This is a genomic window from Silvania sp. (genome assembly GCF_051656365.1).
Taxonomy (GTDB): domain Bacteria; phylum Pseudomonadota; class Gammaproteobacteria; order Enterobacterales; family Enterobacteriaceae; genus Enterobacter; species Enterobacter hatchlandensis.
On the sequence record NZ_JBOGBT010000066.1, the window covers coordinates 70,757 to 92,890 of the forward strand.

The 22,134-nt window shown below is 56.1% G+C and carries 25 protein-coding genes and 1 tRNA gene; 6 read left to right on the top strand and 20 right to left on the bottom strand.

The annotated features are described in order from the left end of the window. Positions 1 to 26 precede the first annotated feature (26 nt). Positions 27 to 102, bottom strand: a tRNA-Phe gene (locus ACRDD5_RS13180). Between the two features lie 95 nt (positions 103 to 197). Further along, positions 198 to 908, bottom strand: a complete 711-nt coding sequence (locus tag ACRDD5_RS13185) for a DUF554 domain-containing protein (RefSeq protein WP_438677013.1) — start codon at positions 906 to 908, stop codon at positions 198 to 200. A 398-nt stretch (positions 909 to 1,306) separates the two neighbouring features. On the opposite strand from ACRDD5_RS13185, the gene ACRDD5_RS13190 reads away from it, so the two are divergent. Further along, complete coding sequence (locus ACRDD5_RS13190; protein ID WP_438677014.1) at positions 1,307 to 3,442, top strand: ornithine decarboxylase; 2,136 nt, start codon at positions 1,307 to 1,309, stop codon at positions 3,440 to 3,442. Between the two features lie 39 nt (positions 3,443 to 3,481). On the opposite strand, the gene ACRDD5_RS13195 is transcribed toward ACRDD5_RS13190, so the two are convergent. The 4 genes from ACRDD5_RS13195 to mutY form a co-directional block, all read right to left on the bottom strand. Then, positions 3,482 to 4,738, bottom strand: a complete 1,257-nt coding sequence (locus tag ACRDD5_RS13195; protein WP_271284579.1) for a nucleoside permease — start codon at positions 4,736 to 4,738, stop codon at positions 3,482 to 3,484. Positions 4,739 to 4,963: 225 nt separating this feature from the next. Then, the gene (gene mltC, locus ACRDD5_RS13200) at positions 4,964 to 6,043 is read right to left on the bottom strand and encodes a membrane-bound lytic murein transglycosylase MltC (RefSeq protein ID WP_271284634.1); all 1,080 of its coding nucleotides are present in this window, start codon (positions 6,041 to 6,043) and stop codon (positions 4,964 to 4,966) included. 101 nt (positions 6,044 to 6,144) lie between these two features. After that, on the bottom strand, positions 6,145 to 6,417 hold the full coding sequence (locus ACRDD5_RS13205) for an oxidative damage protection protein (RefSeq protein WP_271284580.1): 273 nt from the start codon (positions 6,415 to 6,417) through the stop codon (positions 6,145 to 6,147). 26 nt (positions 6,418 to 6,443) lie between these two features. After that, positions 6,444 to 7,496, bottom strand: coding sequence for an A/G-specific adenine glycosylase (gene mutY / locus ACRDD5_RS13210; RefSeq protein WP_438677015.1), 1,053 nt, complete (start codon positions 7,494 to 7,496; stop codon positions 6,444 to 6,446). 144 nt (positions 7,497 to 7,640) lie between these two features. On the opposite strand from mutY, the gene trmB reads away from it, so the two are divergent. Genes trmB through ACRDD5_RS13225 form a run of 3 tightly spaced genes read left to right on the top strand, consistent with a single transcriptional unit; the run spans position 7,641 to position 9,458 of the window. Then, on the top strand, positions 7,641 to 8,360 hold the full coding sequence (trmB, locus tag ACRDD5_RS13215; protein WP_271284582.1) for a tRNA (guanosine(46)-N7)-methyltransferase TrmB: 720 nt from the start codon (positions 7,641 to 7,643) through the stop codon (positions 8,358 to 8,360). Then, positions 8,360 to 8,686 carry a YggL family protein gene (locus tag ACRDD5_RS13220; protein WP_438677016.1) on the top strand — a complete coding sequence of 109 codons (327 nt, stop codon included), beginning with the start codon at positions 8,360 to 8,362 and terminating at the stop codon, positions 8,684 to 8,686. The genes trmB and ACRDD5_RS13220 overlap by 1 nt, the downstream gene beginning before the upstream one ends. Before the next feature lie 52 nt (positions 8,687 to 8,738). After that, positions 8,739 to 9,458, top strand: coding sequence for a DUF2884 domain-containing protein (locus ACRDD5_RS13225; protein ID WP_438677017.1), 720 nt, complete (start codon positions 8,739 to 8,741; stop codon positions 9,456 to 9,458). 61 nt (positions 9,459 to 9,519) lie between these two features. Here ACRDD5_RS13225 and ACRDD5_RS13230 read toward each other — a convergent pair whose 3' ends face one another. The 6 genes from ACRDD5_RS13230 to ACRDD5_RS13255 form a co-directional block, all read right to left on the bottom strand. After that, the gene (locus ACRDD5_RS13230) at positions 9,520 to 9,885 is read right to left on the bottom strand and encodes an endonuclease domain-containing protein (RefSeq protein WP_438677018.1); all 366 of its coding nucleotides are present in this window, start codon (positions 9,883 to 9,885) and stop codon (positions 9,520 to 9,522) included. Positions 9,886 to 9,948: 63 nt separating this feature from the next. Then, on the bottom strand, positions 9,949 to 11,091 hold the full coding sequence (gene hemW / locus ACRDD5_RS13235) for a radical SAM family heme chaperone HemW (protein WP_438677019.1): 1,143 nt from the start codon (positions 11,089 to 11,091) through the stop codon (positions 9,949 to 9,951). Then, entirely contained in the window at positions 11,084 to 11,677 is a 594-nt protein-coding gene (locus tag ACRDD5_RS13240; protein WP_271284587.1) for an XTP/dITP diphosphatase, read from the bottom strand. Before ACRDD5_RS13240 ends, hemW begins: the two co-directional genes overlap by 8 nt. A 3-nt stretch (positions 11,678 to 11,680) precedes the next feature. Next, positions 11,681 to 11,977 carry a DUF167 family protein YggU gene (gene yggU / locus ACRDD5_RS13245; protein WP_438677020.1) on the bottom strand — a complete coding sequence of 99 codons (297 nt, stop codon included), beginning with the start codon at positions 11,975 to 11,977 and terminating at the stop codon, positions 11,681 to 11,683. Continuing rightward, entirely contained in the window at positions 11,974 to 12,540 is a 567-nt protein-coding gene (locus ACRDD5_RS13250; protein WP_271284589.1) for a YggT family protein, read from the bottom strand. Before ACRDD5_RS13250 ends, yggU begins: the two co-directional genes overlap by 4 nt. Positions 12,541 to 12,570: 30 nt before the next feature. Continuing rightward, the gene (locus tag ACRDD5_RS13255; RefSeq protein ID WP_438677021.1) at positions 12,571 to 13,272 is read right to left on the bottom strand and encodes a YggS family pyridoxal phosphate-dependent enzyme; all 702 of its coding nucleotides are present in this window, start codon (positions 13,270 to 13,272) and stop codon (positions 12,571 to 12,573) included. A 17-nt stretch (positions 13,273 to 13,289) separates the two neighbouring features. Between ACRDD5_RS13255 and ACRDD5_RS13260 the strand changes: the two genes are divergently transcribed. Further along, positions 13,290 to 14,273, top strand: a complete 984-nt coding sequence (locus tag ACRDD5_RS13260; protein WP_438677022.1) for a type IV pilus twitching motility protein PilT — start codon at positions 13,290 to 13,292, stop codon at positions 14,271 to 14,273. Positions 14,274 to 14,346: 73 nt separating this feature from the next. Next, entirely contained in the window at positions 14,347 to 15,039 is a 693-nt protein-coding gene (locus ACRDD5_RS13265) for an IclR family transcriptional regulator domain-containing protein (protein WP_271284592.1), read from the top strand. A 25-nt stretch (positions 15,040 to 15,064) separates the two neighbouring features. Here ACRDD5_RS13265 and ruvX read toward each other — a convergent pair whose 3' ends face one another. The 8 genes from ruvX to metK form a co-directional block, all read right to left on the bottom strand. Further along, entirely contained in the window at positions 15,065 to 15,481 is a 417-nt protein-coding gene (gene ruvX, locus ACRDD5_RS13270) for a Holliday junction resolvase RuvX (RefSeq protein WP_438677023.1), read from the bottom strand. Beyond that, positions 15,481 to 16,041, bottom strand: a complete 561-nt coding sequence (locus ACRDD5_RS13275) for a YqgE/AlgH family protein (protein WP_271284594.1) — start codon at positions 16,039 to 16,041, stop codon at positions 15,481 to 15,483. The genes ruvX and ACRDD5_RS13275 overlap by 1 nt, the downstream gene beginning before the upstream one ends. Before the next feature lie 87 nt (positions 16,042 to 16,128). Beyond that, positions 16,129 to 17,076 (bottom strand): glutathione synthase, encoded by a 948-nt coding sequence (gene gshB / locus ACRDD5_RS13280; RefSeq protein ID WP_271284595.1) that lies wholly within the window; start codon positions 17,074 to 17,076, stop codon positions 16,129 to 16,131. A gap of 19 nt (positions 17,077 to 17,095) precedes the next feature. After that, complete coding sequence (rsmE, locus tag ACRDD5_RS13285) at positions 17,096 to 17,827, bottom strand: 16S rRNA (uracil(1498)-N(3))-methyltransferase (RefSeq protein WP_271284596.1); 732 nt, start codon at positions 17,825 to 17,827, stop codon at positions 17,096 to 17,098. An 88-nt stretch (positions 17,828 to 17,915) separates the two neighbouring features. Next, positions 17,916 to 18,623 (bottom strand): deoxyribonuclease I, encoded by a 708-nt coding sequence (endA, locus tag ACRDD5_RS13290; RefSeq protein WP_438677024.1) that lies wholly within the window; start codon positions 18,621 to 18,623, stop codon positions 17,916 to 17,918. Between the two features lie 94 nt (positions 18,624 to 18,717). Continuing rightward, positions 18,718 to 19,215 (bottom strand): SprT family zinc-dependent metalloprotease, encoded by a 498-nt coding sequence (locus ACRDD5_RS13295; protein WP_438677025.1) that lies wholly within the window; start codon positions 19,213 to 19,215, stop codon positions 18,718 to 18,720. A gap of 72 nt (positions 19,216 to 19,287) precedes the next feature. After that, entirely contained in the window at positions 19,288 to 20,685 is a 1,398-nt protein-coding gene (gene galP, locus ACRDD5_RS13300; RefSeq protein ID WP_271284599.1) for a galactose/proton symporter, read from the bottom strand. Between the two features lie 210 nt (positions 20,686 to 20,895). Further along, complete coding sequence (metK, locus tag ACRDD5_RS13305; RefSeq protein ID WP_271284600.1) at positions 20,896 to 22,050, bottom strand: methionine adenosyltransferase; 1,155 nt, start codon at positions 22,048 to 22,050, stop codon at positions 20,896 to 20,898. Between the last annotated feature and the right edge of the window lie 84 nt (positions 22,051 to 22,134).

The following is a 22,134-nucleotide window of genomic DNA, read 5'->3' on the forward strand; positions in this document are numbered from 1 at the left end:
GCCCTAAGGCTGGTTTTTCTAAATAGTGGTGCCCGGACTCGGAATCGAACCAAGGACACGGGGATTTTCAATCCCCTGCTCTACCGACTGAGCTATCCGGGCAACGGGGCGCATTAAAACCGATTCGCTCCGTGTCGTCAACGAAAATTGCTGAATTCGCTACTGACCGCACACTCTGTCACCAGCTTGCTGCTTTCTCAGGCAAAAAAGGCGGTCCACAGGGCCGAGAGCGGCATCGCGATAACCAGCGCGGGCAGCATATTGACCACTGCAAACATCTTAATACCGCAGATCCTAAGCCCGGTAGCCAGCAGCAGCAGGCCACCAACGGCGGTGAAGTCTGCCATCATCGCCGGGGTCGTAAGCGGTAAGATCAGCGTGGCGCAGGTGGCAAGCGCCAGCTGGATAACCAGCATCGGCACGCAGATCGCCGCCACCGCGATCCCTAACGTGGTGGCGAAGATAGTGGCGGTAAAGAAATCGAGAAATGATTTGGCGATCAGGATGCTGGAGTCGCCGGTCATCCCTTCCTGCATCGATCCAAAAATCCCGGTGCCGCTGGCGCAGAACAGAATAATGATCGCCACATAGCTCTGGATAAATGTCTCGTGCGAGCCACCTTTCGACTGACCCCGTGAGAGCAGGTTTTTGGCTTTGCCGACGGCACTGTTGATGCCTTTTTCCAGAAAACATAATTCGCCAACCAGCGCCCCGACAAGCGTAGCCAGTACCATCACCGGCAGGTTGGCGCATTTGATCACCAGCAGAATACCGATCCCCAGCGAAGCCAGGCCAAAAATCGAGGGCATGGAAGAGCGAATACGCTCCGGTAATCGCTGGCTCAGTACGGCGCCAAGTATGCCGCCCAGCAACACGGCACTGGCGTTGATAAAGGGTCCAATAACCAAAGTAAACTCCCGTTAATTACTCATTGATATTGCATTATTATTGCTGTTTTCAGCGGGTAATAACGCTGTTTTAATACTGTTTTTGCATAATGATTGCGTCTTGCACGGCCTGGTGAAAGGTGACATTATTGCGCGAATTTTCTCCTCTCAGATACGGGGCCGCCAATGAATATATTATTAATTGCTGCGTACAGACCTCGCCGTATCGACGCTTCGTATTCTACGCTCACCGTGCGGTGAGGGTAACGCAGGCTCACTGCAGGACAACAGTAAAACCAGACGCGTTCTGCTTTTACTGATGTCTGGCGGTCGGAGCTGAACTCCGGTCAGACACATTCGTTGGGCAGGGAAGATTCCCTGTCCGGGGCTTTTCTCGCCTTGCACGGGTATTTGCGCTTATGAAAACAATGAAAATTGCCGTCAGCCGTGAGCTGGCGTCCGCCTTGTCTACGCACCGGGAAGTGGTGACGCTGGATAACACAGATTTTACGGACGTGGCGGCAGTCGTCATTACCGTCGCTGATAGTCACAGCGGCATCCTCGCGTTACTGAAACTTACGGGCTTTCAGCTCCCTGTTTTTATGTTCTCAGAAGAGTCTGTAGACGCGCCTGCTGGCGTCGACGCGGTGATCAACGGCAAGGCACAGGAGTGGCTGGAGCTGGAAACGGCCGCCTGTCGCTATGAAGAGAACCTGCTGCCGCCGTTTTTCGACACCCTGAGCCAGTACGTGGCGATGGACAACAGCACCTTTGCCTGTCCGGGGCATCAGCACGGCGCTTTCTTCAAGAAGCACCCCGCAGGCCGCCAGTTCTTTGACTTCTTCGGGGAGAACCTTTTCCGGGCCGATATGTGCAACGCCGACGTCAAGCTCGGCGATCTGCTGATCCACGAAGGGTCTGCCAAACACGCACAAAAATTTGCGGCGAAGGTATTCAACGCCGACAAAACCTATTTTGTGCTGAACGGCACCTCAGCTGCCAATAAGGTGGTGACCAACGCGCTGCTGACCCGTGGCGATCTGGTGTTGTTCGACCGCAATAACCACAAATCTAACCATCACGGGGCGCTGATCCAGGCCGGGGCCACGCCGGTGTATCTTGAAGCGGCGCGTAACCCGTTTGGCTTTATTGGCGGCATCGATGACCGCTGCTTTGACGAAGCATACCTGCGCCAGCAGATCCGTACCGTGGCACCGGAAAAGGCTGATGAAGCGCGTCCGTTCCGCCTGGCGGTGATCCAGCTTGGCACTTATGACGGGACGATTTACAACGCCCGCCAGGTGATCGACAAGATTGGCCAGCTGTGCGACTACATCCTGTTTGACTCCGCATGGGTGGGTTACGAGCAGTTTATCCCAATGATGGCAGACAGCTCGCCGCTGCTGCTGGAACTTAATGAAAACGATCCGGGGATCTTTGTCACCCAGTCGGTGCATAAGCAGCAGGCCGGATTCTCCCAGACCTCGCAGATCCATAAAAAGGATAATCATCTTCGCGGCCAGGCGCGTTTCTGCCCGCATAAGCGTCTCAACAACGCGTTTATGCTGCACGCCTCAACCAGTCCGTTTTACCCGCTGTTTGCTGCCCTGGACGTGAACGCCAAGATCCACGAAGGGGAGAGCGGGCGTCGACTCTGGGCAGAGTGCGTCGCGCTCGGCATTGAGGCGCGCAAGGCGATAATCGCCAACTGCAAGATGATCCAGCCGTTTATTCCGCCAGTGGTGGCCGGGCGTCCGTGGCAGGATCATCCTACCGAGACGATTGCCCGCGAGCTGCGTTTCTTCAGCTTTGAGCCTGGGGCGAAATGGCACGGGTTTGAAGGCTATGCCCGGGAGCAATATTTTGTCGACCCGTGCAAGCTGCTGCTGACCACGCCGGGGATTGATGTGGAGAGCGGGAAATACACCGAGTTTGGTATTCCGGCGACCATTCTGGCGCACTACCTGCGTGAGAAAGGCATCGTGCCGGAGAAGTGCGATCTCAACTCCATTCTCTTCCTGCTGACCCCGGCCGAGAGCGCAGAGAAAATGGCCCAGCTGGTGGCGATGCTTGGTCAGTTTGAACAGCATATCGAAGACGACACCCCGCTTGCGGACGTTCTGCCGACGATCTGGAAGAAATACCCGGTGCGCTACCGGGATTACACCCTTCGTCAGCTCTGCCAGGAGATGCACGATCTGTACGTGAGTTTTGACGTTAAAGATCTGCAGAAGGCGATGTTCCGCCAGGAGAGCCTGCCTGCCGTGGCGATGAACCCGCAGGATGCCAACCAGGCCTTTATTCGCGGTAACGTCGAGCTGGTGCGCATCAGCGAAGCCGAAGGGCGCATTGCCGCCGAGGGCGCGCTGCCCTATCCACCGGGCGTGCTGTGCGTGGTGCCGGGTGAGCTATGGGGCGGGGCAGTGCAACGTTATTTCCTGGCGCTGGAAGAGGGCGTCAATCTGCTGCCCGGATTTTCACCGGAGTTGCAGGGCGTTTACAGCGAGAAGGATGCGGACGGGATTAAGCGCTTGTACGGCTATGTGCTGAAGTAAAAGATTTCCCCCTCCGACAGGAGGGGGAAGTTAAGGCGATTAATGTGCGATGGACTGCGTACCTGTTGGCGTACGAACATGTTTGTACTTGAACAGCACCATGAACGCGAAGGCCAGAACCAGCGAGTAGCCTGCGAAGATCAACCACACCGGCTGCCAGTCAGTAATCCCGTTAGTGGTATACATCTCAACCACTTTACCGCTCACGATCCCGCCAAGAATACAGCCGAAACCGTTGGTCATCATCAGGAACATACCCTGAGCACTGGCGCGGATTTCCGGACGCACTTCTTTTTCCACAAACACCGAACCTGAGATGTTGAAGAAGTCGAAGGCACAGCCGTAGACGATCATCGACAGAACCAGCAGCACGGTACCGAATGCAGATGGGTCACCGTAGGCGAACAGACCGAAACGCAGCATCCACGCGAAGATACTGATCATCATAACGTTCTTGATGCCGTAGCGGCTCAGGAAGAACGGGATGGTCAGGATAAACAGGGTTTCGGAGATCTGCGAAATCGACATCATCACCGAGGCGTGTTCAACGATAAAGCTGCCGGAGAACAGCGGGTCGTTATCGAAGCTGTGCAGGAAGGTGTTGCCGAACATGTTAGTGATCTGCAGTTCTGCACCCAGCAGCATGGAGAAGATAAAGAAGATCGCCATGCGTTTGTTTTTAAACAGCGCGAAGGCATCCAGACCGAGCATGCTGCTCCAGCTCTGGTCTTTCTGCTGATTAGAGACCGGAATGTGCGGCAGCGTCAGGGTGAACAGAGCCAGCACCACGGACAGCACCGCACCGATGTATAGCTGCATATGGCTCAGTTCAAAACCGGAGAAGCTCACTGCCCACATCGCCATGATAAAGCCGATGGTGCCCCAGATACGAATCGGTGGGAAATCGGTGACGATATCCATACCGGCTTCTTTCAGGCGATAGTAGGAGATGGTGTTAATCAGGCCCAGCGTTGGCATATATGCCAGCGAGTTGAGCAGGATAACCATAAACATCGCACCTGGCGTCGTAACTTCGGCCGCCATAAACAGCGTTCCGGCCCCGACCAGGTGACAAAGGGCGTACACCCACTTCGCACTTATCCATTTGTCCGCCACAATCCCGAGTAACGTCGGCATAAGGACGGCGGCGATACCCAAAGAGCTATAGACCGCGCCAATCGATGCACCATCGAATTTGAGCGTGACAAACATGTAGGAGCCAAGCGTGGTAAGCCAGCTCCCCCACAGGCAGAACTGCAGAAACGATAAGATTTTAAGCTGCAGCTTAAGGTTCATGTAACTTTCCTCACAAGAGAGCGGGCTGTGTGTTGAATTAAAAACATTTGTGTACGGTATTTGATGCAATTCTATCAGCGAGTGACGTGATGTTTTGTTACCTCCCGCAAAAAAATGCAATCCTTATTAATTTGCAGTCTGGATTGTGATGCAAATAACAATTTCGTATGGATGGCGCGCGGGGGCAAGAACCCTCTCCCGCAGGAGAGGGTGAAACGTGGAGGATTACTTACGACGATAGTTCTTTTGAGCCGTGTTGACCTTATACAGGTAGCGACGTGACTCCGCGGCGGGGTGACGGGTGGTCAGGGTCTGGTAAACATCCCCTGGCGTCATGCTGTTGATGATGCTGGCCGCTTTAATTTTGTCGCTGGAGAAGACCCGCAGCACGCTGCCTGCACCACCGTTATAGGCGGTGATCACCGCATACCGGCGCGAGGTGGGGTTATCAATGCCGCTCAGGTAAACGTTGTTCAGCATCGCGAGATAGGCGGTGCCGGTATCGATATTGCTGGCGGGATCGAACAGATAGTTACGGCTCGGCGTGCCGGAACGACCTTGCGAGCGGAACACGTCTTTTCCGGCACTGTGCTGGACAACCTGCATCAGACCCAGCGCATCAGAGCGGCTTACGGCGTACGGGTTAAACGACGACTCGGTCTGCATAATCGCCAGAATCAGTGACTCATCAACGCCGTATTTACGCGACGCCTGACGGACCATTCCCACGTATTTATGCGCACGTTTGTCGAGGTGGTTTGGCACCAGATTGATGGTTACGCTGTAGATAATGCGCAGGCCGTTGCTGCGGCTTTTCAGGCGCGTCTGCAGCAGGTAGTTGGCAAAGTTGGTGGCACGACCTTCCCAGCGAATGGGCTGTCCGGTTTGATCCACCACCTGACCGTACAGGTACGGCTCTTTGGAGATGGTAATGTCGTCGACGTCGGAATAGAGGTCGATAGAGCCCGGATCGTCGCCCATCAGCAGAGTTTTGACGATCGCCTGGCGTAAACGCGCTGCGGGATCGGTGCCGGCGATCGTTTCGACCGTGATGGTGCCATCATCAAAGTTGATGTGGCTGCGGGTCTGATAAGCGTCGGTATACTTAACGTAGTCCTTCGGACCTGCGATCAGGACTTCGTTAAATCCCCAGATGTTTTCGATGTTGTGGGCAAACTGCCCCATCAGAATGTCAAAACCGTTAGTGTCCTTCACCCAGGCTTCGTTATAGCTATCGCCTTTTTTACTGGAAGAACACGAAACAAGTAACGGTGCAACAAGAGCCAGCGCTAAAAATTTTTTCATCATTCCGAAAGTGCGTGTTGTGTTGGTTCTGGCGCTGCTTTCGCCGGGTGGCGCTACGCTTACCCGGCCTGACGTTGCAGACCCGGCAAGCGTGCACGGTATTATTTTTCTGGTGGCGTGTAGCCTTCGATGTGTACGTCTTTCCCTTCAAACAGGAAATCGACCATCTGCTGTTCGAGCAGCTTGCGGTGTTCAACGTTCATCATATTGAGCTTCTGCTCGTTAATCAGCATGGTCTGCTTCTTCTGCCACTGCGCCCACGCCTCTTTAGAGATCTCGTTATAGATGCGCTTACCCAGTTCGCCCGGATAAAGCTGGAAATCCTGACCATCCGCGTCGCGTTGCAGGTAGGTACAAAAAATTGTTCTGGCCATACTCATTCCTCTTTGTCGCCCCGGAGCTAAACCATTGCTCCGACACGTAATTGCTGTAACAGGCGCTCTACAGGGGCCGCCAGCCCAACTGACGGCGGTTGCGCTAAGTTATACCAGAGAGCGTTGCCTTCATCCATGCACGCGGTGAATGAGGACACGGGAAGCCACATTGGCACGATATCCAGGTGGAAGTGGCTAAAGGTGTGGCGAAACGCGGTTAACTGCCTGAGAGTATCGCCGCTGATGCCGCGCTGCGCCAGCCAGTCGCGCAGGCTGGCTTCATCCTCAAACTGCGGAAAACAGAACAAGCCTCCCCACAGCCCACTTGGCGGACGCTGGGCAAGAAACACCGTCTCGTCGTGCTGCATCAGCAGGAAATAGCCGGTACGTTCCGGTAGCGTCTGCTTTGGCTTTTTACCGGGATACTGCGCCCAGCTGTGGTTGGCGTAGGCCATGCAGAGGTTATTCAGCGGGCACAGCTCGCATTTGGGTTTGGATCGGGTGCAGACCATCGCCCCTAAATCCATCATCGCCTGGTTAAAGCGTTCCACGCCTTTGGCCGGGGTGACCGCTTCGCTGATGTCCCATAAACGTTTTTCAACATCCTTCTTGCCCGGCCAGCCGCTCACGGCGGAACAGCGCGCCAGCACGCGTTTTACGTTGCCGTCGAGAATGGGAAAGTGTTTGCCCAGCGAAAGGGAGAGAATCGCCCCGGCGGTAGAGCGCCCGACGCCCGGCAGATCGGCCACCTCTTCGAAGGTTTCCGGGAATTTGCCGTTATGTCGGGTGACCACCTGCTGCGCGGCTTTATGCAGATTGCGCGCGCGGGCGTAATAGCCGAGCCCGGTCCACAGGTGCAATACTTCATCGAGCGGGGCGTGAGCTAAATCGCTTACCGTTGGGAAACGCGCCATAAAGCGCTCAAAGTAAGGAATAACGGTAGCAACCTGCGTTTGTTGCAACATCACCTCAGAGAGCCATACTTTGTACGGCGTTTTTTCAATTTGCCAGGGCAGGGTTTTACGCCCGTATTTGTCGTACCAGTCCAGCACCTGGGCTGAAAATTGAGAGGCTTGCATGGTCTTCGCTTCGCGATATCAGGGACGCAGATTGCAGCACAGAGGCATTCGGCTGTAAACCGGATCTTTCCCATGCTTGCATCCGACCTTTAACTTTGGATAATGCGCGTTTCCCGAACATTCTCACAAGCAGACAACTCTTTTATGAAAAACGACGTCATATCACCGGAATTTGATGAAAACGGTCGCCCGCTGCGCCGTATTCGCAGCTTTGTCCGCCGTCAGGGCCGCCTGACCAAAGGGCAGCAACACGCGCTGGATAACTACTGGCCGGTGATGGGCGTTGAGTTCAACGAACAGCCGCTCGACTTTGCTGAGCTGTTTGGCCGCGATGCACCTGTCACCCTGGAGATCGGTTTTGGCATGGGTACGTCGCTGGTTGCGATGGCGAAAGTACGTCCTGAGCAGAACTTTATCGGTATCGAAGTTCACTCCCCGGGAGTGGGTGCCTGCCTGGCGACGGCGCATGAAGAGGGCGTAGAGAACCTGCGCGTCATGTGTCACGATGCGGTAGAAGTGCTGCACAAGATGATTCCTGACAATTCTCTGAACATGGTTCAGCTCTTTTTCCCTGACCCATGGCACAAAGCACGTCATAATAAACGCCGTATCGTTCAGGCACCCTTTGCCGAGCTGGTAAAGAGCAAGCTGAAGCTGGGTGGCGTTTTCCACATGGCGACCGACTGGGAACAGTATGCGGAGCATATGCTGGAAGTGATGTCGACGCTCGACGGGTATAAAAACCAGTCGGCAAGCAATGACTACGTACCGCGTCCTGACTCACGTCCGGTGACGAAATTTGAACAGCGTGGCCATCGTCTTGGTCACGGTGTATGGGACTTAATGTTCGAGAGGGTGAAATAATGGCAAAGAATCGTAGCCGTCGTCTGCGTAAGAAAATGCATATCGAGGAATTCCAGGAAATTGGATTTTCCGTCGCATGGCGTTTCCCGGAAGGCACCAGTGTAGAACAGATCGATAAGGACGTTGATGCCTTCATTGATGAAGTCATTGAGCCGAACAAGCTGGCCTTTGACGGCAGCGGCTACCTGGCGTGGGAGGGTTTGATCTGCAAGCAGGAAATCGGTCAATGTACCGAAGAGCAGCAGGCTATCGTGCGTAAGTGGCTGGAAGACCACAAATTAGAAGAGGTGCGCGTGAGCGAACTTTTCGACATTTGGTGGGACTAATAAAGCATAAGGGGCCAGCAATTGCTGGCCCGTTTTGTATGAGGGAGTATTTATGATGCGCAAAACGCTGCTTGCGGCGGCTTTAATGACCACCGCACTGACTGCTCACGCAGAGTACAAATGTGAAGTCACGCCGCGCGACGATGTGATCCTGAGCCCGCAAACCGTGCAGGTGAAAGGCGAGAACGGCAATCTGGTGATCACCCCGGATGGCAACGTTATGTTTAACGGCAAGCAGCCCACCCTGAGCGCCGCCCAGCGCGAGCAGGCAAAGGATTATCAGGCCGATCTGCGCAGCGCGCTGCCGTGGATCAACGAAGGTGCTCTGACCCGGGTTGAAAAAGGCCGCGTCGCGCTGGATAAAATCATCGCCAAAGAGGTGGGGGAGAGCAGCAATATGCGCTCGCGCCTGACCAAACTGGACGCGCAGCTCAAAGAGCAGATGAACCGTATTATCGAACGTCGCACCGACGGCCTGACGTTCCACTATCAGGCGATTGATCAGGTGCGTGCCGACGGACAGCAGCTGGTGAACCAGGCGATGGGCGGCATTTTGCAGGACAGTATTAACGAGATGGGCGCCAAAGCGGTGCTGAAAGGCGGCGGTAACCCGCTGCAGGGCGTACTGGGTAGTCTGGGCGGCCTGCAAACCTCGATTCAAAACGAGTGGAAAAATCAGGAAGCGGACTTCCAGGCATTCGGCAAAGACGTGTGTAAACGCGTTGTATCACTGGAAGAGAGCCGCAAGGGGCTGGTGGGGACGCTGAAGTAGGTTTTGCTTAAGTGCGTCTGGGCCCCTCACCCTAACCCTCTCCCACAGGGAGAGGGGATGTTTAGCACCCTCTCCCTGTGGGAGAGGGCTGGGGTGAGGGCAACTGTCGATTCAGATGGGTAAGGATCGTCATTAGCACACTTTCTTCATTCACTCTGAATTCGTTATTCCAGAACCTAATCACACGCCAGCCATGCGCATTCAGATAAGCCGTTCTGCGTAAATCGTACCCCTCATTATCCTGATGCTGTCCACCGTCCAGCTCAACGATCAGTTTCGCCTTGAAGCAGGCGAAATCCACGATCCAGGGGCCAATCGGCATTTGTCGGCGAAACTTAAAACCATAAAAACGACGCCCCCTTAACAAATACCAGAGGCGTCCTTCTTCAGGCGTCATATTCGTGCGTAAGTATTTTGCGTTATCCATCCCCACACTCTGCCAGCTAATTCCTCAGCCAGCAGAGCGGGATGCAAAATCCTGAATCTGTCTTCAGGAATCTTCGGCGAGGAACAGCTCAAGAAGGGAGTTTAAGAACAGTTTGCCGTGCTCGGTTATCTGCCAGAAATCGTCGCACTCGGTCAGATAGCCCTGCGCCAGCGCAGCGTCAATCTGTGGGCGGATGACCGCTTCGGAAAGACCGGTATAGCGGGCAAACTCCGCGCGCGGCGCGGGTTCCAGCAGACGGAAGCGGTTCATAAAGAACTCGAATGGCTTGTCGTGCGCTTCAACGTCATGTTGACGCTCCAGATAACGCCCTTCCATATAGCCACGCGGATGGCGCGTTTTGGTGGTACGCAGGATGCGCCCGTCCGGGAAGCTCACTTTGCCGTGGGCGCCGCAGCCAATCCCTAAGTAATCGCCAAACCGCCAATAGTTCAGATTGTGCTGACACTGGTAGCCCGGCTTTGCATAGGCCGAGGTTTCGTACTGCTGATACCCGGCGGCAGCCAGCAGCTGGTGGCCCTGCTCGAAGATATCCCACAGCGCGTCATCATCAGGTAGTACCGGCGGGCGCGAGCCAAACAGCGTGTTAGGCTCAATCGTCAGCTGATACCACGAAAGATGCGGCGGATTCAGATCGATGGCCTGGCGCAAATCGTCCAGCGCTTCGTCCAGCGATTGATCCGGCAGGCCGTGCATCAGGTCGAGGTTAAAGCTGCGCAACCCCAGTCCGGTCGCCAGGTGTGCGGCGCGCTTTGCCTCATCCGGGCCATGAATACGCCCCAGACGCTGCAGTTTTGGCGCACTAAAACTCTGCACCCCGATCGAGATGCGGTTCACCCCGGCGCGCTGATAGTCGACAAAACGATCGGCCTCAACGGTGCCCGGATTGGCCTCCATGGTAATTTCTGCATCCGCTGCCAGATTCAGACGTGCGCGCACGCCGTCGAGCAGCGTCTGCATCGCCGGGCCCGAGAGCAGGCTCGGCGTACCGCCACCGATAAAAATGGTCTTAACTTCACGTCCCTGCGCGTAAGCAACATCGGCATCCAGATCCTGCAACAGGTGCTGAACGTAGTCGTCATGCGGCACTTCACCCTTCAGCGCATGCGAATTGAAATCGCAGTACGGGCATTTCTGCACGCACCACGGGATGTGAATATAAAGACTCAGAGGTGGCAAATTAGCCATTACGTAACGCTTCCAGTAACAGTTTTAGTGCGCGTCCACGATGGGAAATCGCGCTTTTTTCTTCACGACTCAGTTCGGCCGCGGTCTTGCCCTCAGAAGGGACAAAGAAAATCGGATCGTAGCCAAAGCCGCCACTGCCTGCCGCTTCGTGAGCGATGACGCCAGGCCAGCTGCCGTGACAGACCAGAGGAGTCGGATCCTCGGCATGACGCAGATACACCAGCACACAGTGGAACTGTGCCTGGCGCTGTGCATCCGGGACATCTTTCAAGGTTGCCAGCAGCTTTTCCAGATTTTGCTGGTCGCTGGCATCAACGCCGGAATAGCGGGCGGAGTAAATCCCCGGCGCGCCGCCCAGCGCATCAACCGCCAGACCAGAATCATCAGCGATGGCAGGCAGACCCGTAATCTGCGCCGCGTGACGCGCTTTCAGAATGGCGTTTTCAATAAACGTCAGGCCGGTCTCTTCAGCAGAGTCCACGCCCAGCTCGGTCTGCGCGACCACATCCAGACCGAAATCATTTAACAGCGAGGCCAGCTCGCGCACTTTACCGGCGTTACCGGTAGCGAGAACAACTTTTTGCATGGTTTAATCCTGTGGTATCAGTGCCGCGACGTCCGTCGGGATGTAATGCGGATTAACAATTTTGACCTGCTTGTGGCGACCCAGTTCACCCTTCTCAAGGATCACCTGGCCTTTGGCGACGCGAAACTGTTTCGCCAGATACTTCACCAGATGTGAATTCGCCTGGCCGTCCACCGGTGGGGCGGTGATGGCGACTTTTAACTCGTCGCCATGCAGCCCAACAATCGCGTCACGGCTGGCTTTCGGCTGAATGTACAGCCGTAAAACCAGCCCGTCGGCGCAGGTGCTGACAGCACTCATAGCGCCATCCACAGCCCCGGCAGCAGGATGTTGCCCGTGGACTGGAGCAGTTCCGCGATACCCATGTTGATCACATACAGCAGCAGCACGAGGATCATCGGCGAGAAGTCGATTCCACCCATCGCTGGCAGCAGGTTACGGATCGGGCGCAGCAGCGGCTCGGTCAGCTGAATTAACGAATATTCCACCGGGCTACGACCCCGGCTGACCCAGCTCATGATCGCCATCACCATCAGCACCCAGAACACCAGCAGGCCGATTGTTTTTACCAGGATCAGCACGGCGGCGATCCAGATGATCGGCTGGAAGGTGACCACCATAAACAGCACGATCGCTTTGATCACGCACAAAATCAGCGCCACCAGCATGGATGCGCTGTCGATCGGCCCCATCGGTGGGATCACCCGGCGCAATGGCCCGATGATTGGCTGGGTCACTTTGACGACAAACTGCGAGAAGGGATTGTAAAAATCACAACGGGCCCACTGCATCCAGACGCGCAACAAAAGCACCATCGTATACAGTTCAATGACCGTTGAGAGCAAGAAGGTCAACGTCTTCATGGCGTTCCTCAGGTTTCCTTAGTATGGGGATTATTGGGTGTAATCGCGCGCACCGAAAATAGCCGTTCCGATGCGCACCATGGTGCTGCCAGCCGCGATAGCGGCGTCCATATCGTCCGTCATGCCCAGCGAAAGCGTGTCGACCGTCGGGTAGCGCGCTTTAAGCGCCCCAAATGCTACAGCCATTTGCTGGGCGACGGCAAATTGCCTGTCGTAATCGGGTTCCGGGGCCGGGATCGCCATTAACCCGCGAAGCTGAAGGCCAGGAAGCGCCGCAACCTGATCCGCCAGCGCATCCAGTTCGTCCAGCGTAATGCCTGACTTGCTGTTTTCGTCACTGATATTGATTTGAATCAGCACGTTAAGCGGTGCCATATCGCCAGGGCGTTGCTCGCTCAGGCGTGTGGCAATGCGCAGGCGATCGACGGTGTGGCACCAGTCAAAATGTTCGGCGACCAGACGGCTTTTGTTCGACTGCAGCGGCCCGATAAAGTGCCATGTAAGGTCCGTATGGCCGTTTTCGCGAAAGAGGCGAATTTTCTCTACCCCTTCCTGCACGTAGTTTTCGCCGAATGCGCGCTGGCCTGCCGCGATTGCTTCTGCGATGGCGCTCGCAGGCTTGGTTTTACTGACTGCAAGCAGCGTCACTTCTTCTGAAGCACGGCCGCAACGCATTGCTGCGGCTGAGATTTTGTCCCGGATCTGTGCCAGGTTGTGCGCAATGTCGTTCATTTTCCGAGGATCGTTATATGGATATGGAAGAAATTGTGGCCCTTAGTGTAAAGCATAACGTGTCGGATCTACACCTGTGCAGTAATGCGCCGCCTCGCTGGCGACGGCGGGGCAAAATGGAGTTGGCGCCTTTTCCGGGGCCGGACGTCGTCGCGCTGATAAAAAGCTGGCTCAGCGATAAACAGCAGGTGGCATGGTGCACCTGCGGGCAGGTGGATTTTGCCGTAACGCTGCAGAATCAACAGCGCCTGCGCGGTAGCGCATTTGCTCATACGCAGGGCTGCTCGCTGGCGCTCCGGCTGCTACCGGAACACTGTCCGCAGCTGCGGTCGTTGGGTACGCCGCGGGCGTTACCCGAGCTGCTGGCCAGCGATAACGGCCTGATTCTGGTGACGGGCGCCACAGGCAGCGGTAAATCGACCACCCTTGCGGCGATGGTCGATTTTCTTAACTGCTCCAGTGACGGGCATATCCTGACCCTGGAAGATCCGGTGGAGTTTATACATCAGAGCAAGCGCAGCCTGGTCCAGCAGCGGGAGATTGGCCTGCACTGCCCGACGTTTGCCGAGGCACTTCGCGCCGCACTGCGTGAAGATCCCGACGTCATTCTGCTGGGAGAACTGCGCGACAGCGAAACTATCCGTCTTGCGCTGACGGCAGCGGAGACGGGTCATCTGGTACTGGCGACGCTACATACTCGTGGCGCGGCACAGGCCATCGAACGGCTGGTGGATGCCTTTCCCGCTCAGGAAAAAGATCCTGTGCGTAAACAGCTGGCGGGAAGCCTGTGTGCGGTGCTGGCGCAAAAGCTGGAGCGGGATAACCAGCAGGGGCGTGTTGCCCTGTTTGAACTGCTGATCAATACCCCTGCGGCGGCAAATTTGATCCGCGAAGGCAAAAGCTATCAGCTGCCCGGGGTAATTCAGACCGGGCTGCAGGCAGGGATGCAAAATTTTGAGCAGAGCCTCGCCGAGAGAAGGGCGCAGGGGCGGCTGGGGTAAACCGCGCCATACCTTGTATCCTGCGGCGCTGGCGGTAGAATCAGACTCTGACCTGCACTCACAGAAAACGGCTATGTCATCCCAACCGAATCAAAGTCTGATTGACGGCATTCGCTGTCTGCAATATCTGGTCTCCAGCGGCCGCGCCATCGGTTGTCGTGAACTTGCGCGGCTGATGGGGATCAACACCACAAGGGTGAACCGCCTGCTGATGTCGATGGCCTCCATTGGCCTGACCATGCAGGATGAACAGCGGCGCTATCTGCCCGGCCCCGGCATTCATGCCCTGGCGGCGCAGGCGATCCGGGGTTCAGAGCTGTTTTCCCGCGCGCTGCCGCAGCTGGAACGTCTGGCACCGCGCGATATCGTAGTGGCGTTGGGCGTGCTGTGGGAGGATCAGGTGATTTATATCTGGCACTCGGTGCCCGGGAGCCAGACCAGCCAGGCGTTGGCCGGTTACCATATGTTGCCTGCGTGGCAATCGGTTATTGGGATGTCACTGCTGGCCGCCGAAACGGACGCAGCATTAATACCGCGCTTTAGCCCGGAACAGTGGCAACAGCTTGCCCCACACGTTGCGCAGCAGCGCCAGCAGGGGCGAGTTATCTGGCATCATGACGACGGCGAGGTCTCAATGGCGCAGCCGGTGGGTGCCCATCATGCCGCGCTGGCGTTTGCTGGCATGTGGAATATTGACGAGCAGAGCATCCAGAGCCGTCTTGCTGCGCTGACGGCGCTCAACGGCAAACTGCTGGACATGTCGTGAGTGCGGGCACTCCTTCGGGCAGGGTTCAGTAACCCTGTTCGAAGAAGCTTTCGAGGATGATCACTGCGGAGGCGGAGTCAACGCTGCCTTTGTTGAGGGCGCGAAAACCACCATGCTCAAACAGGCCTGCGCGGGCTTCGACCGTGCTCAGGCGTTCATCGTGCAGCTTTATAGCCACGCCAAAACGACCGTGGATCTTATTGGCAAAATTACGCGCCCTGGCGGTCAGCGGCTGTTCGGTGCCATCCATGTTTAAGGGCAGACCAACGATCACGGCCTCTGGCTGCCACTCTTTTACCAGACGCTCAATCAGATTCCAGTCCGGGGTGCCGTTTTGCGCCTTGATGGCCGTCAGCGGGCGGGCGGTGCCGGTAATACGCTGACCAATCGCCACACCGATACTTTTGGTGCCGAAATCAAATGCGAGGAGAGTACCGCTCATCAGGCATGCCCCGCTACGCCAGGCATGGTCTGGATATCGATGCCAATCAGTTTTGCTGCATCACGCCAGCGATCGGCGATTGGGGTTTTAAACAGAATGTTTAAGTCCGCAGGTGCCGTCAGCCACGCGTTGTCGAGGATCTCCTGCTCAAGCTGACCTTTTTCCCATGAGGCATAGCCAAGCGCCACCAGCACGTCGGTAGGGTGGTTTTCCGTACCCAGCGTCTCCAGCACGTCGCGGGAGGTGGTGATAACGGTGTTGTCCGAAATACGGATGCTGGAAGCGAAGCCCGGCGGCGTATGCAAAATAAAGCCACGTTCTTCGGCCAGCGGGCCGCCCAGCATAACCGGTTTGTCGAGGCGAATTTCAGGCACGCGCGCGTCCTGGGAAATTTTTAACTTTTCCAGAATGCCTTCAACGGTAAGATTTTCCAGCGGTTTATTGATGATGATACCCATCGCGCCATCATCGCTGTATTCGCAGATATAAACGACTGAACGACGGAAAATCGGATCCTGGAGAGCAGGCATGGCAATAAGAAAGTGATGCTGTAAATTCATTGTCAGAGATCTGTTTCCTGGTTTAAAAAGCGACAGCACCCAGTATGCGTAGAAACCCGGATACTGTCACTAACAGTATTGGCTGTGTTATTGCTTCAGACGTTTTTCAATCGCGTCCATCAGCATGCCGGTAATAGAGACCGGGAATTCCGCTTCGATCTCGCGAATACAGGTTGGGCTGGTGACATTCACTTCCGTCAGGCGATCGCCAATGATGTCGAGGCCGACAAAGATAAGCCCTTTGGCCTTCAGCATTGGGCCGACGCGGCGGGCAATTTCCCAGTCGCTTTCGGTCAATGGACGCGGCTCACCGCGGCCACCGGCAGCCAGGTTCCCACGGGTTTCGCCACCCTGCGGAATACGCGCCAGGCAGTAGGGCACCGGCTCGCCGTCCACCACCAGCACGCGCTTGTCGCCATCAACAATGGCTGGAATATAGTTCTGCGCCATACAGTAGCGTGAGCCATGCTCGGTCAGGGTTTCGGCGATTACGCCCAGGTTTGGGTCACCCTCTTTGACGCGGAAAATGGACGCGCCGCCCATACCGTCCAGCGGTTTCAGGATGATATCGCCGTGCTTCTGCCAGAAGGCTTTCAGCTGGGCCTTGTTGCGCGTGACCAGCGTGTCAGGCGTCAGATCAGAGAACCAGGCGGTGTAGAGCTTCTCGTTGCAGTCACGCAGGCTCTGCGGTTTGTTAACGATCAGGGTGCCTTTCTCTTCTGCACGCTCGAGAATATAGGTGCAGTAGATAAATTCGGTGTCAAACGGCGGATCTTTACGCATCAGGATGACATCGAGTTCAGCCAGGGGCAGATCCTGCTCGGAGCCAAATTCATACCATTTATCGTAATTCTGCTCGACGTTGACGATGCGGGTGCGCGCCCGGGCTTCGCCGTTAATCAGGTAAAGGTCGCTCATCTCCATATAGTGGAGCTGATAGCCGCGACGTTGCGCTTCCAGCAGCATAGCGAAGCTGGAATCTTTCTTGATATTGATGCTTGCGATGGGGTCCATCACGATGCCGAGCTTAATCATTGTCTTCTCCGTTAATGCTTCAACCTAAATCGCCAAAACGCACCTGCAGGGCAGTGATGGCGGTCAGCGCGGTGGTTTCAGTACGCAGAACGCGGGGTCCCAACAGAATATCAGTAAACTGGTAGCGTGCGGTCATGGCGATTTCATCCGCCGACAGACCGCCTTCTGGGCCAATCAGCAGCCGCACGCGCTCAACCGGCAGCGGCAGCGTATTGATGCTGGCGCTGGCGCGGGGATGCAGGTTGAGCTTCAGGCCCTGCTCCTCTTCGGCACACCAGGCTTCGAGATCCATCGCCGGGCGGATCTCCGGAACGCGGTTGCGGCCGGACTGTTCGCAGGCGGCAACGGCGATTTTTTGCCACTGCTGGAGCTTCTTATTCAGACGTTCGGCATCCAGTTTAACGCCACAGCGCTCAGAAAAAAGTGGCGTAATGAGGCTTACACCCAGTTCGATCGATTTCTGGATAGTGAATTCCATTTTTTCGCCACGGGACATCACCTGACCCAGGTGAATATGCAGCGGCGATTCACGATCGTCGATTTCGCCACGCAGGATGCTGACCTGCACGCTTTTTTTATCGGCGCGGGTAATTTCGGCGTCAAAGACCTGGTTTGAACCATCAAACAGCTGAATCGCCTGGCCTGCGCCCATCCGCAGCACGCGGCCAACGTGGTTGGCGGCCTCTTCGGACAGGGCAATTTCACTGCCTGCGGTAATCAGTTCCGGGTGATAAATACGGGGAATGCGCATAGTCAAAGAATTCCATCGATCTGCCCCCTCAGCCCTGTGGGGAGAAGGTAAGGGCGAGGGGCGAATAAACAATTCCCGCTAGTGTAGGTTAGCTCTTTTGCGCCTGGCAAGCGCGCTGCACGTATGGGTTATGATTCCCCTGCACTTTGGCGATACGCTCATCGCGCTGACACTCCCAGTCCGTCACCGGATACAGTTTGTCCCAGGCGTTAAACAGCTGGGTTTGCTGGCGCGAGAGGGTGAGTTCATAGCGATCGCGCATATAGAAATAGGTCCGGGCGATGCTGCCGCGCGCGCGGACCGGCGGCTCGGCGAGCTTCTCTTTAAAATCTACCTTCATCGCGCACTGGCCATACTGGCCTTCGCCGCCGTTCCACTGGCTGTACATAAAGTTGCCGCGATCGCCATTCACCTCGCCCACCGCAGGCTGCAGGTTATGCATGTCGATCTCCATCTTGCGGTAGCCCGGATCGTTGTTGCAGTTTTTACGCCCGCCGTCCTGCCAGCACTGACGCTGGTGGCCGAACTGCCATGCCGGAACCACATGTTCCCATTCAATTCGGCTGGCGCGGTTCTCATTTTTACGCACTTTGTAGCCGCAGGACGCAAGATCCACGACCCCTTTTTTACCCTGCCAGTTAATTTTGCAGCCGCAGTAAAAATCGCCCGCAACGTCGGCGTTGACCTTAACGCCAGCAGCTTTGGCTTGAGAGAAACTGTTGATACCGTCGGCCAGCGCATGACCTGACAATGCCGTCGCCAGAAAGGCGACCGCGAGAGAGAAATTACGGGACATCGTGAACTCCGTGTCAAAACGAGCCCGCAACGTAGCGAATGTTGTTCTGGTATGCAATCAGTCAGATCATGAAAGTTCCTGATGATTCCGTCGGTTACTCGGCAATAAGCGGTTCACCGCACTTTACGCAGCGGTAGGTGGCTTCTTTACGCACCACCCGGTTATGACGGCGCACGGTAAGCTGGTGCAGCTGACACCCGCAGCGGTAGGGGAAGGTATTGCGTTGAACGGAATCCAGCTCGAACTGATGCGTGCGGCGCGCCGGGACGCCGAGCACCGCTTCCATCATCCACTTCCACTCTTTGCCGTGGGGGGCGACGCGACCAAAGTGCTTCCACACCAGCAGATGCGCCAGCTCGTGCGGGACCACTTCGTCGATAAAGGCCTGCTGGTTTTCCAGCAGCAGTACGGGGTTCAGGCGGATCTCGTACGCTTCCAGCCAGGCGGTTCCCGCTGCGGTGCCGCGCTGCTGCCAGACCAGTTTCGGTTCCGGGTAGTTCCGGGCGAGCTTCAGGTTAGCCTGCGCCAGTTTGTCGCGCAGGCAGCGCTTGAGAGCGTGCTGGAGCGCAATGGGAAGACGGGTTGTTTTCATAGGGGCAGAGCATAGAGCGTGCGGCGGGGCGGTGCAAGGGGCTTCCTCCCGGGCGGGAGGAAGCCTGGTCCATCAGTCGTGGGCGCCGATTTCGCGCAGCGGACGGCCTTTCATCAGGTTGCGTTCGATATGTTCCAGCGACACATGTTTGGTTTCAGGAACCAGCCACAGAGTCAGGACGATAAACAGCAGGTTCAGACCCCCATACACCCAGAAGGTGTTGGCATTGCCCAGCGTGTCGAGCATGGTCAGGAAGGTGGCGCCGACGATCATGTTGGCTATCCAGTTGGTGGCGGTGGAGCAGGTGATGCCAAAGTCGCGGCCTTTCAGAGGCTGGATCTCAGAACACAGCACCCAAATCAGCGGACCTGCGCTCATCGCAAAGCCGGTGATAAACATCAGCAGCATGCCTACCGCAAAGTACTGAGCGGTGGTTGAGTGGATGCCCATATGCATCATCGTTCCCAGCACGCCCATTCCTACCGCCATCACCAGGAAGCCCAGCGTCAGCGTTGGTTTACGGCCCCAGCGATCCACCAGGCCGATAGCGATGAAGGTCGCCAGCACGTTGGTCAGGCCGACGATCACCGTGCCCCACATCTGCTCGGTGGTGTTGGTGTATCCCGCCAGCTCAAAGATTTTGGGCGCGTAATACATGATGACGTTCATCCCGGTGAACTGCTGCATCACCTGCAGCAGCACACCGAGGAATACCGCCCGACGGAAGTTACTGTTCTCTTTAAACAGTGCCCAGCCGCTCTGCTTAACCTTCAGGCTTTCGCGAATCTCATCCAGCTCGTTTTTCGCTTCGGCACGGGTGTCACGCAGGCGCAGTAACACACGTTCTGCATCGTTAAAGCGACGTTTGGCGGCGAACCAGCGGGGGCTGTCCGGCAGGAAGAAGACGCCAATCAGCAGCAGGATCGCCGGGATTATGATCACCCCCAGCATCCAGCGCCATGCTCCGCTGTAGCTGAACGCGGTATCGGAAAGATAGGCCCCGAGAATACCGATGGTGATCATCAGCTGGTACATGGAGATCATGCTGCCGCGAATTTTCTCCGGCGCGATCTCGGACAAGTACAGCGGGGCAGTGTAAGAGGCGACCCCGACCGCCAGACCCAGCAATACGCGGGAGGCAATCAGCACTTCAACGTTAGGGGCAGCGGCGGAAAAGAGCGAGCCCGCCACGAACAGGATCGCACCAATCATCAGGCTTTTCTTACGCCCGAGTTTGAAGGAGAGCCAGCCGCTGCCGACCGCGCCGACCGCGGCACCGAACATCATCGAGCTGACCACCCACTCCTGGGTATGGGCGGTTATCTGGAATTCATCGGTAATAAAGGGCAGCGCACCGGCAATAACGCCAATATCCAGACCGAAAAGTAATCCTGCCAGTGCGGCGAGGAAGCAGACAAAAAACGTCATTGTCCTGTTGGACGTCCGCCCGTGTTTATTATTGTCAGGCATTCAGCCCTCCCTGTGGGTTAGTTGTTTTGTCATTGTAAAGATTTGATTAGGAAACAGTAAAAATATGTCAGAGAGGCGGGGGTGACAAAGAGAGTAATCCGAAAGGGCGCGGAGTTTGTCTTGATGTAAGCGATTTCAGACGGGGGAACGAGCGGCAGAAAAGCAAAAAGCCAGCACGAGGCTGGCTTTTTCACACGAGCGGTCAGTCGATTACTTCAGACCGGCTGCTTCACGCAGCTGAGCCGCTTTGTCGGTTTTTTCCCATGGGAAATGTTCACGACCAAAGTGACCGTAGGCAGCGGTTTCTTTGTAGATTGGGTGCAGCAGGTCAAGCATCTGGATCAGACCGTATGGACGCAGATCGAAGAACTCGCGCACCAGCAGGGTCAGTTGCTCCGTAGGCACTTTTTCAGTACCGAAGGTTTCAACCATGATGGAGGTTGGCTCTGCCACGCCGATGGCGTAGGACACCTGGATTTCACAGCGGTCAGCCAGGCCTGCAGCAACGATGTTTTTCGCCACATAGCGTGCTGCGTAGGCTGCAGAACGGTCAACTTTAGACGGATCCTTACCAGAGAATGCGCCGCCACCGTGACGCGCCATGCCGCCGTAGGTATCAACAATGATTTTACGACCGGTCAGGCCGCAGTCGCCCATTGGTCCACCGATAACAAAGCGGCCGGTTGGGTTGATGAAGAATTTAGTCGACGTATTCAGCCACTCGGTCGGCAGAACCGGCTTGATGATCTCTTCCATCACTGCTTCCTGCAGGGATTTCTGATCGATGTCTTCAGAATGCTGAGTCGACAGAACGACCGCATCGATACCGACAATTTTGCCGTCATCGTACTGGAAGGTGACCTGGCTTTTTGCATCCGGGCGCAGCCACGGCAGAGAGCCGTTTTTACGCACTTCAGCCTGACGCTGCACCAGACGGTGAGCATAGGTGATTGGCGCTGGCATCAGCACGTCAGTTTCGTTGGTTGCATAGCCAAACATCAGGCCCTGGTCGCCCGCACCCTGTTCCAGCGGATCGGCACGGTCAACGCCCTGGTTGATGTCCGGGGACTGTTTGCCAATGGCGCTCAGTACGGCGCACGAGTTGGCATCAAAGCCCATATCAGAATGCACATAGCCGATTTCACGCACGGTGTTACGGGTGATCTCTTCGATATCAACCCAGGCACTGGTGGTGATTTCACCGCCAACCATTACCATGCCGGTTTTGACATAGGTTTCACAGGCTACGCGCGCTTTCGGATCCTGCTCGAGGATCGCATCCAGCACCGCATCGGAGATTTGGTCAGCAATTTTATCAGGATGTCCTTCTGATACGGACTCGGACGTAAACAGGTGTTTTGCCATGTTTTAATTTACCTAAGGAGAATTTGGTTAGCTCAAACTGTTGTGTGGGATAGCCATAGCAGCGTTTTCTACCAGGACTTACAG

Excerpts from the sequence above, each read along its gene's own strand:
- ACRDD5_RS13220 (WP_438677016.1), top strand. The coding sequence starts at position 8,360 with ATGGCAAAGAATCGTAGCCGTCGTCTGCGTAAGAAAATGCATATCGAG.
- ACRDD5_RS13205 (WP_271284580.1), bottom strand. The coding sequence starts at position 6,417 with ATGGCCAGAACAATTTTTTGTACCTACCTGCAACGCGACGCGGATGGT.
- ACRDD5_RS13275 (WP_271284594.1), bottom strand. The coding sequence starts at position 16,041 with ATGAATTTACAGCATCACTTTCTTATTGCCATGCCTGCTCTCCAGGAT.
- rsmE (WP_271284596.1), bottom strand. The coding sequence starts at position 17,827 with ATGCGCATTCCCCGTATTTATCACCCGGAACTGATTACCGCAGGCAGT.
- ACRDD5_RS13260 (WP_438677022.1), top strand. The coding sequence starts at position 13,290 with ATGGATATGGAAGAAATTGTGGCCCTTAGTGTAAAGCATAACGTGTCG.
- endA (WP_438677024.1), bottom strand. The coding sequence starts at position 18,623 with ATGTCCCGTAATTTCTCTCTCGCGGTCGCCTTTCTGGCGACGGCATTG.
- mutY (WP_438677015.1), bottom strand. The coding sequence starts at position 7,496 with ATGCAAGCCTCTCAATTTTCAGCCCAGGTGCTGGACTGGTACGACAAA.
- gshB (WP_271284595.1), bottom strand. The coding sequence starts at position 17,076 with ATGATTAAGCTCGGCATCGTGATGGACCCCATCGCAAGCATCAATATC.
- hemW (WP_438677019.1), bottom strand. The coding sequence starts at position 11,091 with ATGGCTAATTTGCCACCTCTGAGTCTTTATATTCACATCCCGTGGTGC.
- ACRDD5_RS13255 (WP_438677021.1), bottom strand. The coding sequence starts at position 13,272 with ATGAACGACATTGCGCACAACCTGGCACAGATCCGGGACAAAATCTCA.
- mltC (WP_271284634.1), bottom strand. The coding sequence starts at position 6,043 with ATGAAAAAATTTTTAGCGCTGGCTCTTGTTGCACCGTTACTTGTTTCG.
- ACRDD5_RS13295 (WP_438677025.1), bottom strand. The coding sequence starts at position 19,215 with ATGAAAACAACCCGTCTTCCCATTGCGCTCCAGCACGCTCTCAAGCGC.
- ruvX (WP_438677023.1), bottom strand. The coding sequence starts at position 15,481 with ATGAGCGGTACTCTCCTCGCATTTGATTTCGGCACCAAAAGTATCGGT.
- yggU (WP_438677020.1), bottom strand. The coding sequence starts at position 11,977 with ATGAGTGCTGTCAGCACCTGCGCCGACGGGCTGGTTTTACGGCTGTAC.
- galP (WP_271284599.1), bottom strand. The coding sequence starts at position 20,685 with ATGCCTGACAATAATAAACACGGGCGGACGTCCAACAGGACAATGACG.
- ACRDD5_RS13240 (WP_271284587.1), bottom strand. The coding sequence starts at position 11,677 with ATGCAAAAAGTTGTTCTCGCTACCGGTAACGCCGGTAAAGTGCGCGAG.
- ACRDD5_RS13190 (WP_438677014.1), top strand. The coding sequence starts at position 1,307 with ATGAAAACAATGAAAATTGCCGTCAGCCGTGAGCTGGCGTCCGCCTTG.
- ACRDD5_RS13265 (WP_271284592.1), top strand. The coding sequence starts at position 14,347 with ATGTCATCCCAACCGAATCAAAGTCTGATTGACGGCATTCGCTGTCTG.
- ACRDD5_RS13250 (WP_271284589.1), bottom strand. The coding sequence starts at position 12,540 with ATGAAGACGTTGACCTTCTTGCTCTCAACGGTCATTGAACTGTATACG.
- metK (WP_271284600.1), bottom strand. The coding sequence starts at position 22,050 with ATGGCAAAACACCTGTTTACGTCCGAGTCCGTATCAGAAGGACATCCT.
- ACRDD5_RS13230 (WP_438677018.1), bottom strand. The coding sequence starts at position 9,885 with ATGGATAACGCAAAATACTTACGCACGAATATGACGCCTGAAGAAGGA.
- ACRDD5_RS13195 (WP_271284579.1), bottom strand. The coding sequence starts at position 4,738 with ATGAACCTTAAGCTGCAGCTTAAAATCTTATCGTTTCTGCAGTTCTGC.
- ACRDD5_RS13225 (WP_438677017.1), top strand. The coding sequence starts at position 8,739 with ATGATGCGCAAAACGCTGCTTGCGGCGGCTTTAATGACCACCGCACTG.
- trmB (WP_271284582.1), top strand. The coding sequence starts at position 7,641 with ATGAAAAACGACGTCATATCACCGGAATTTGATGAAAACGGTCGCCCG.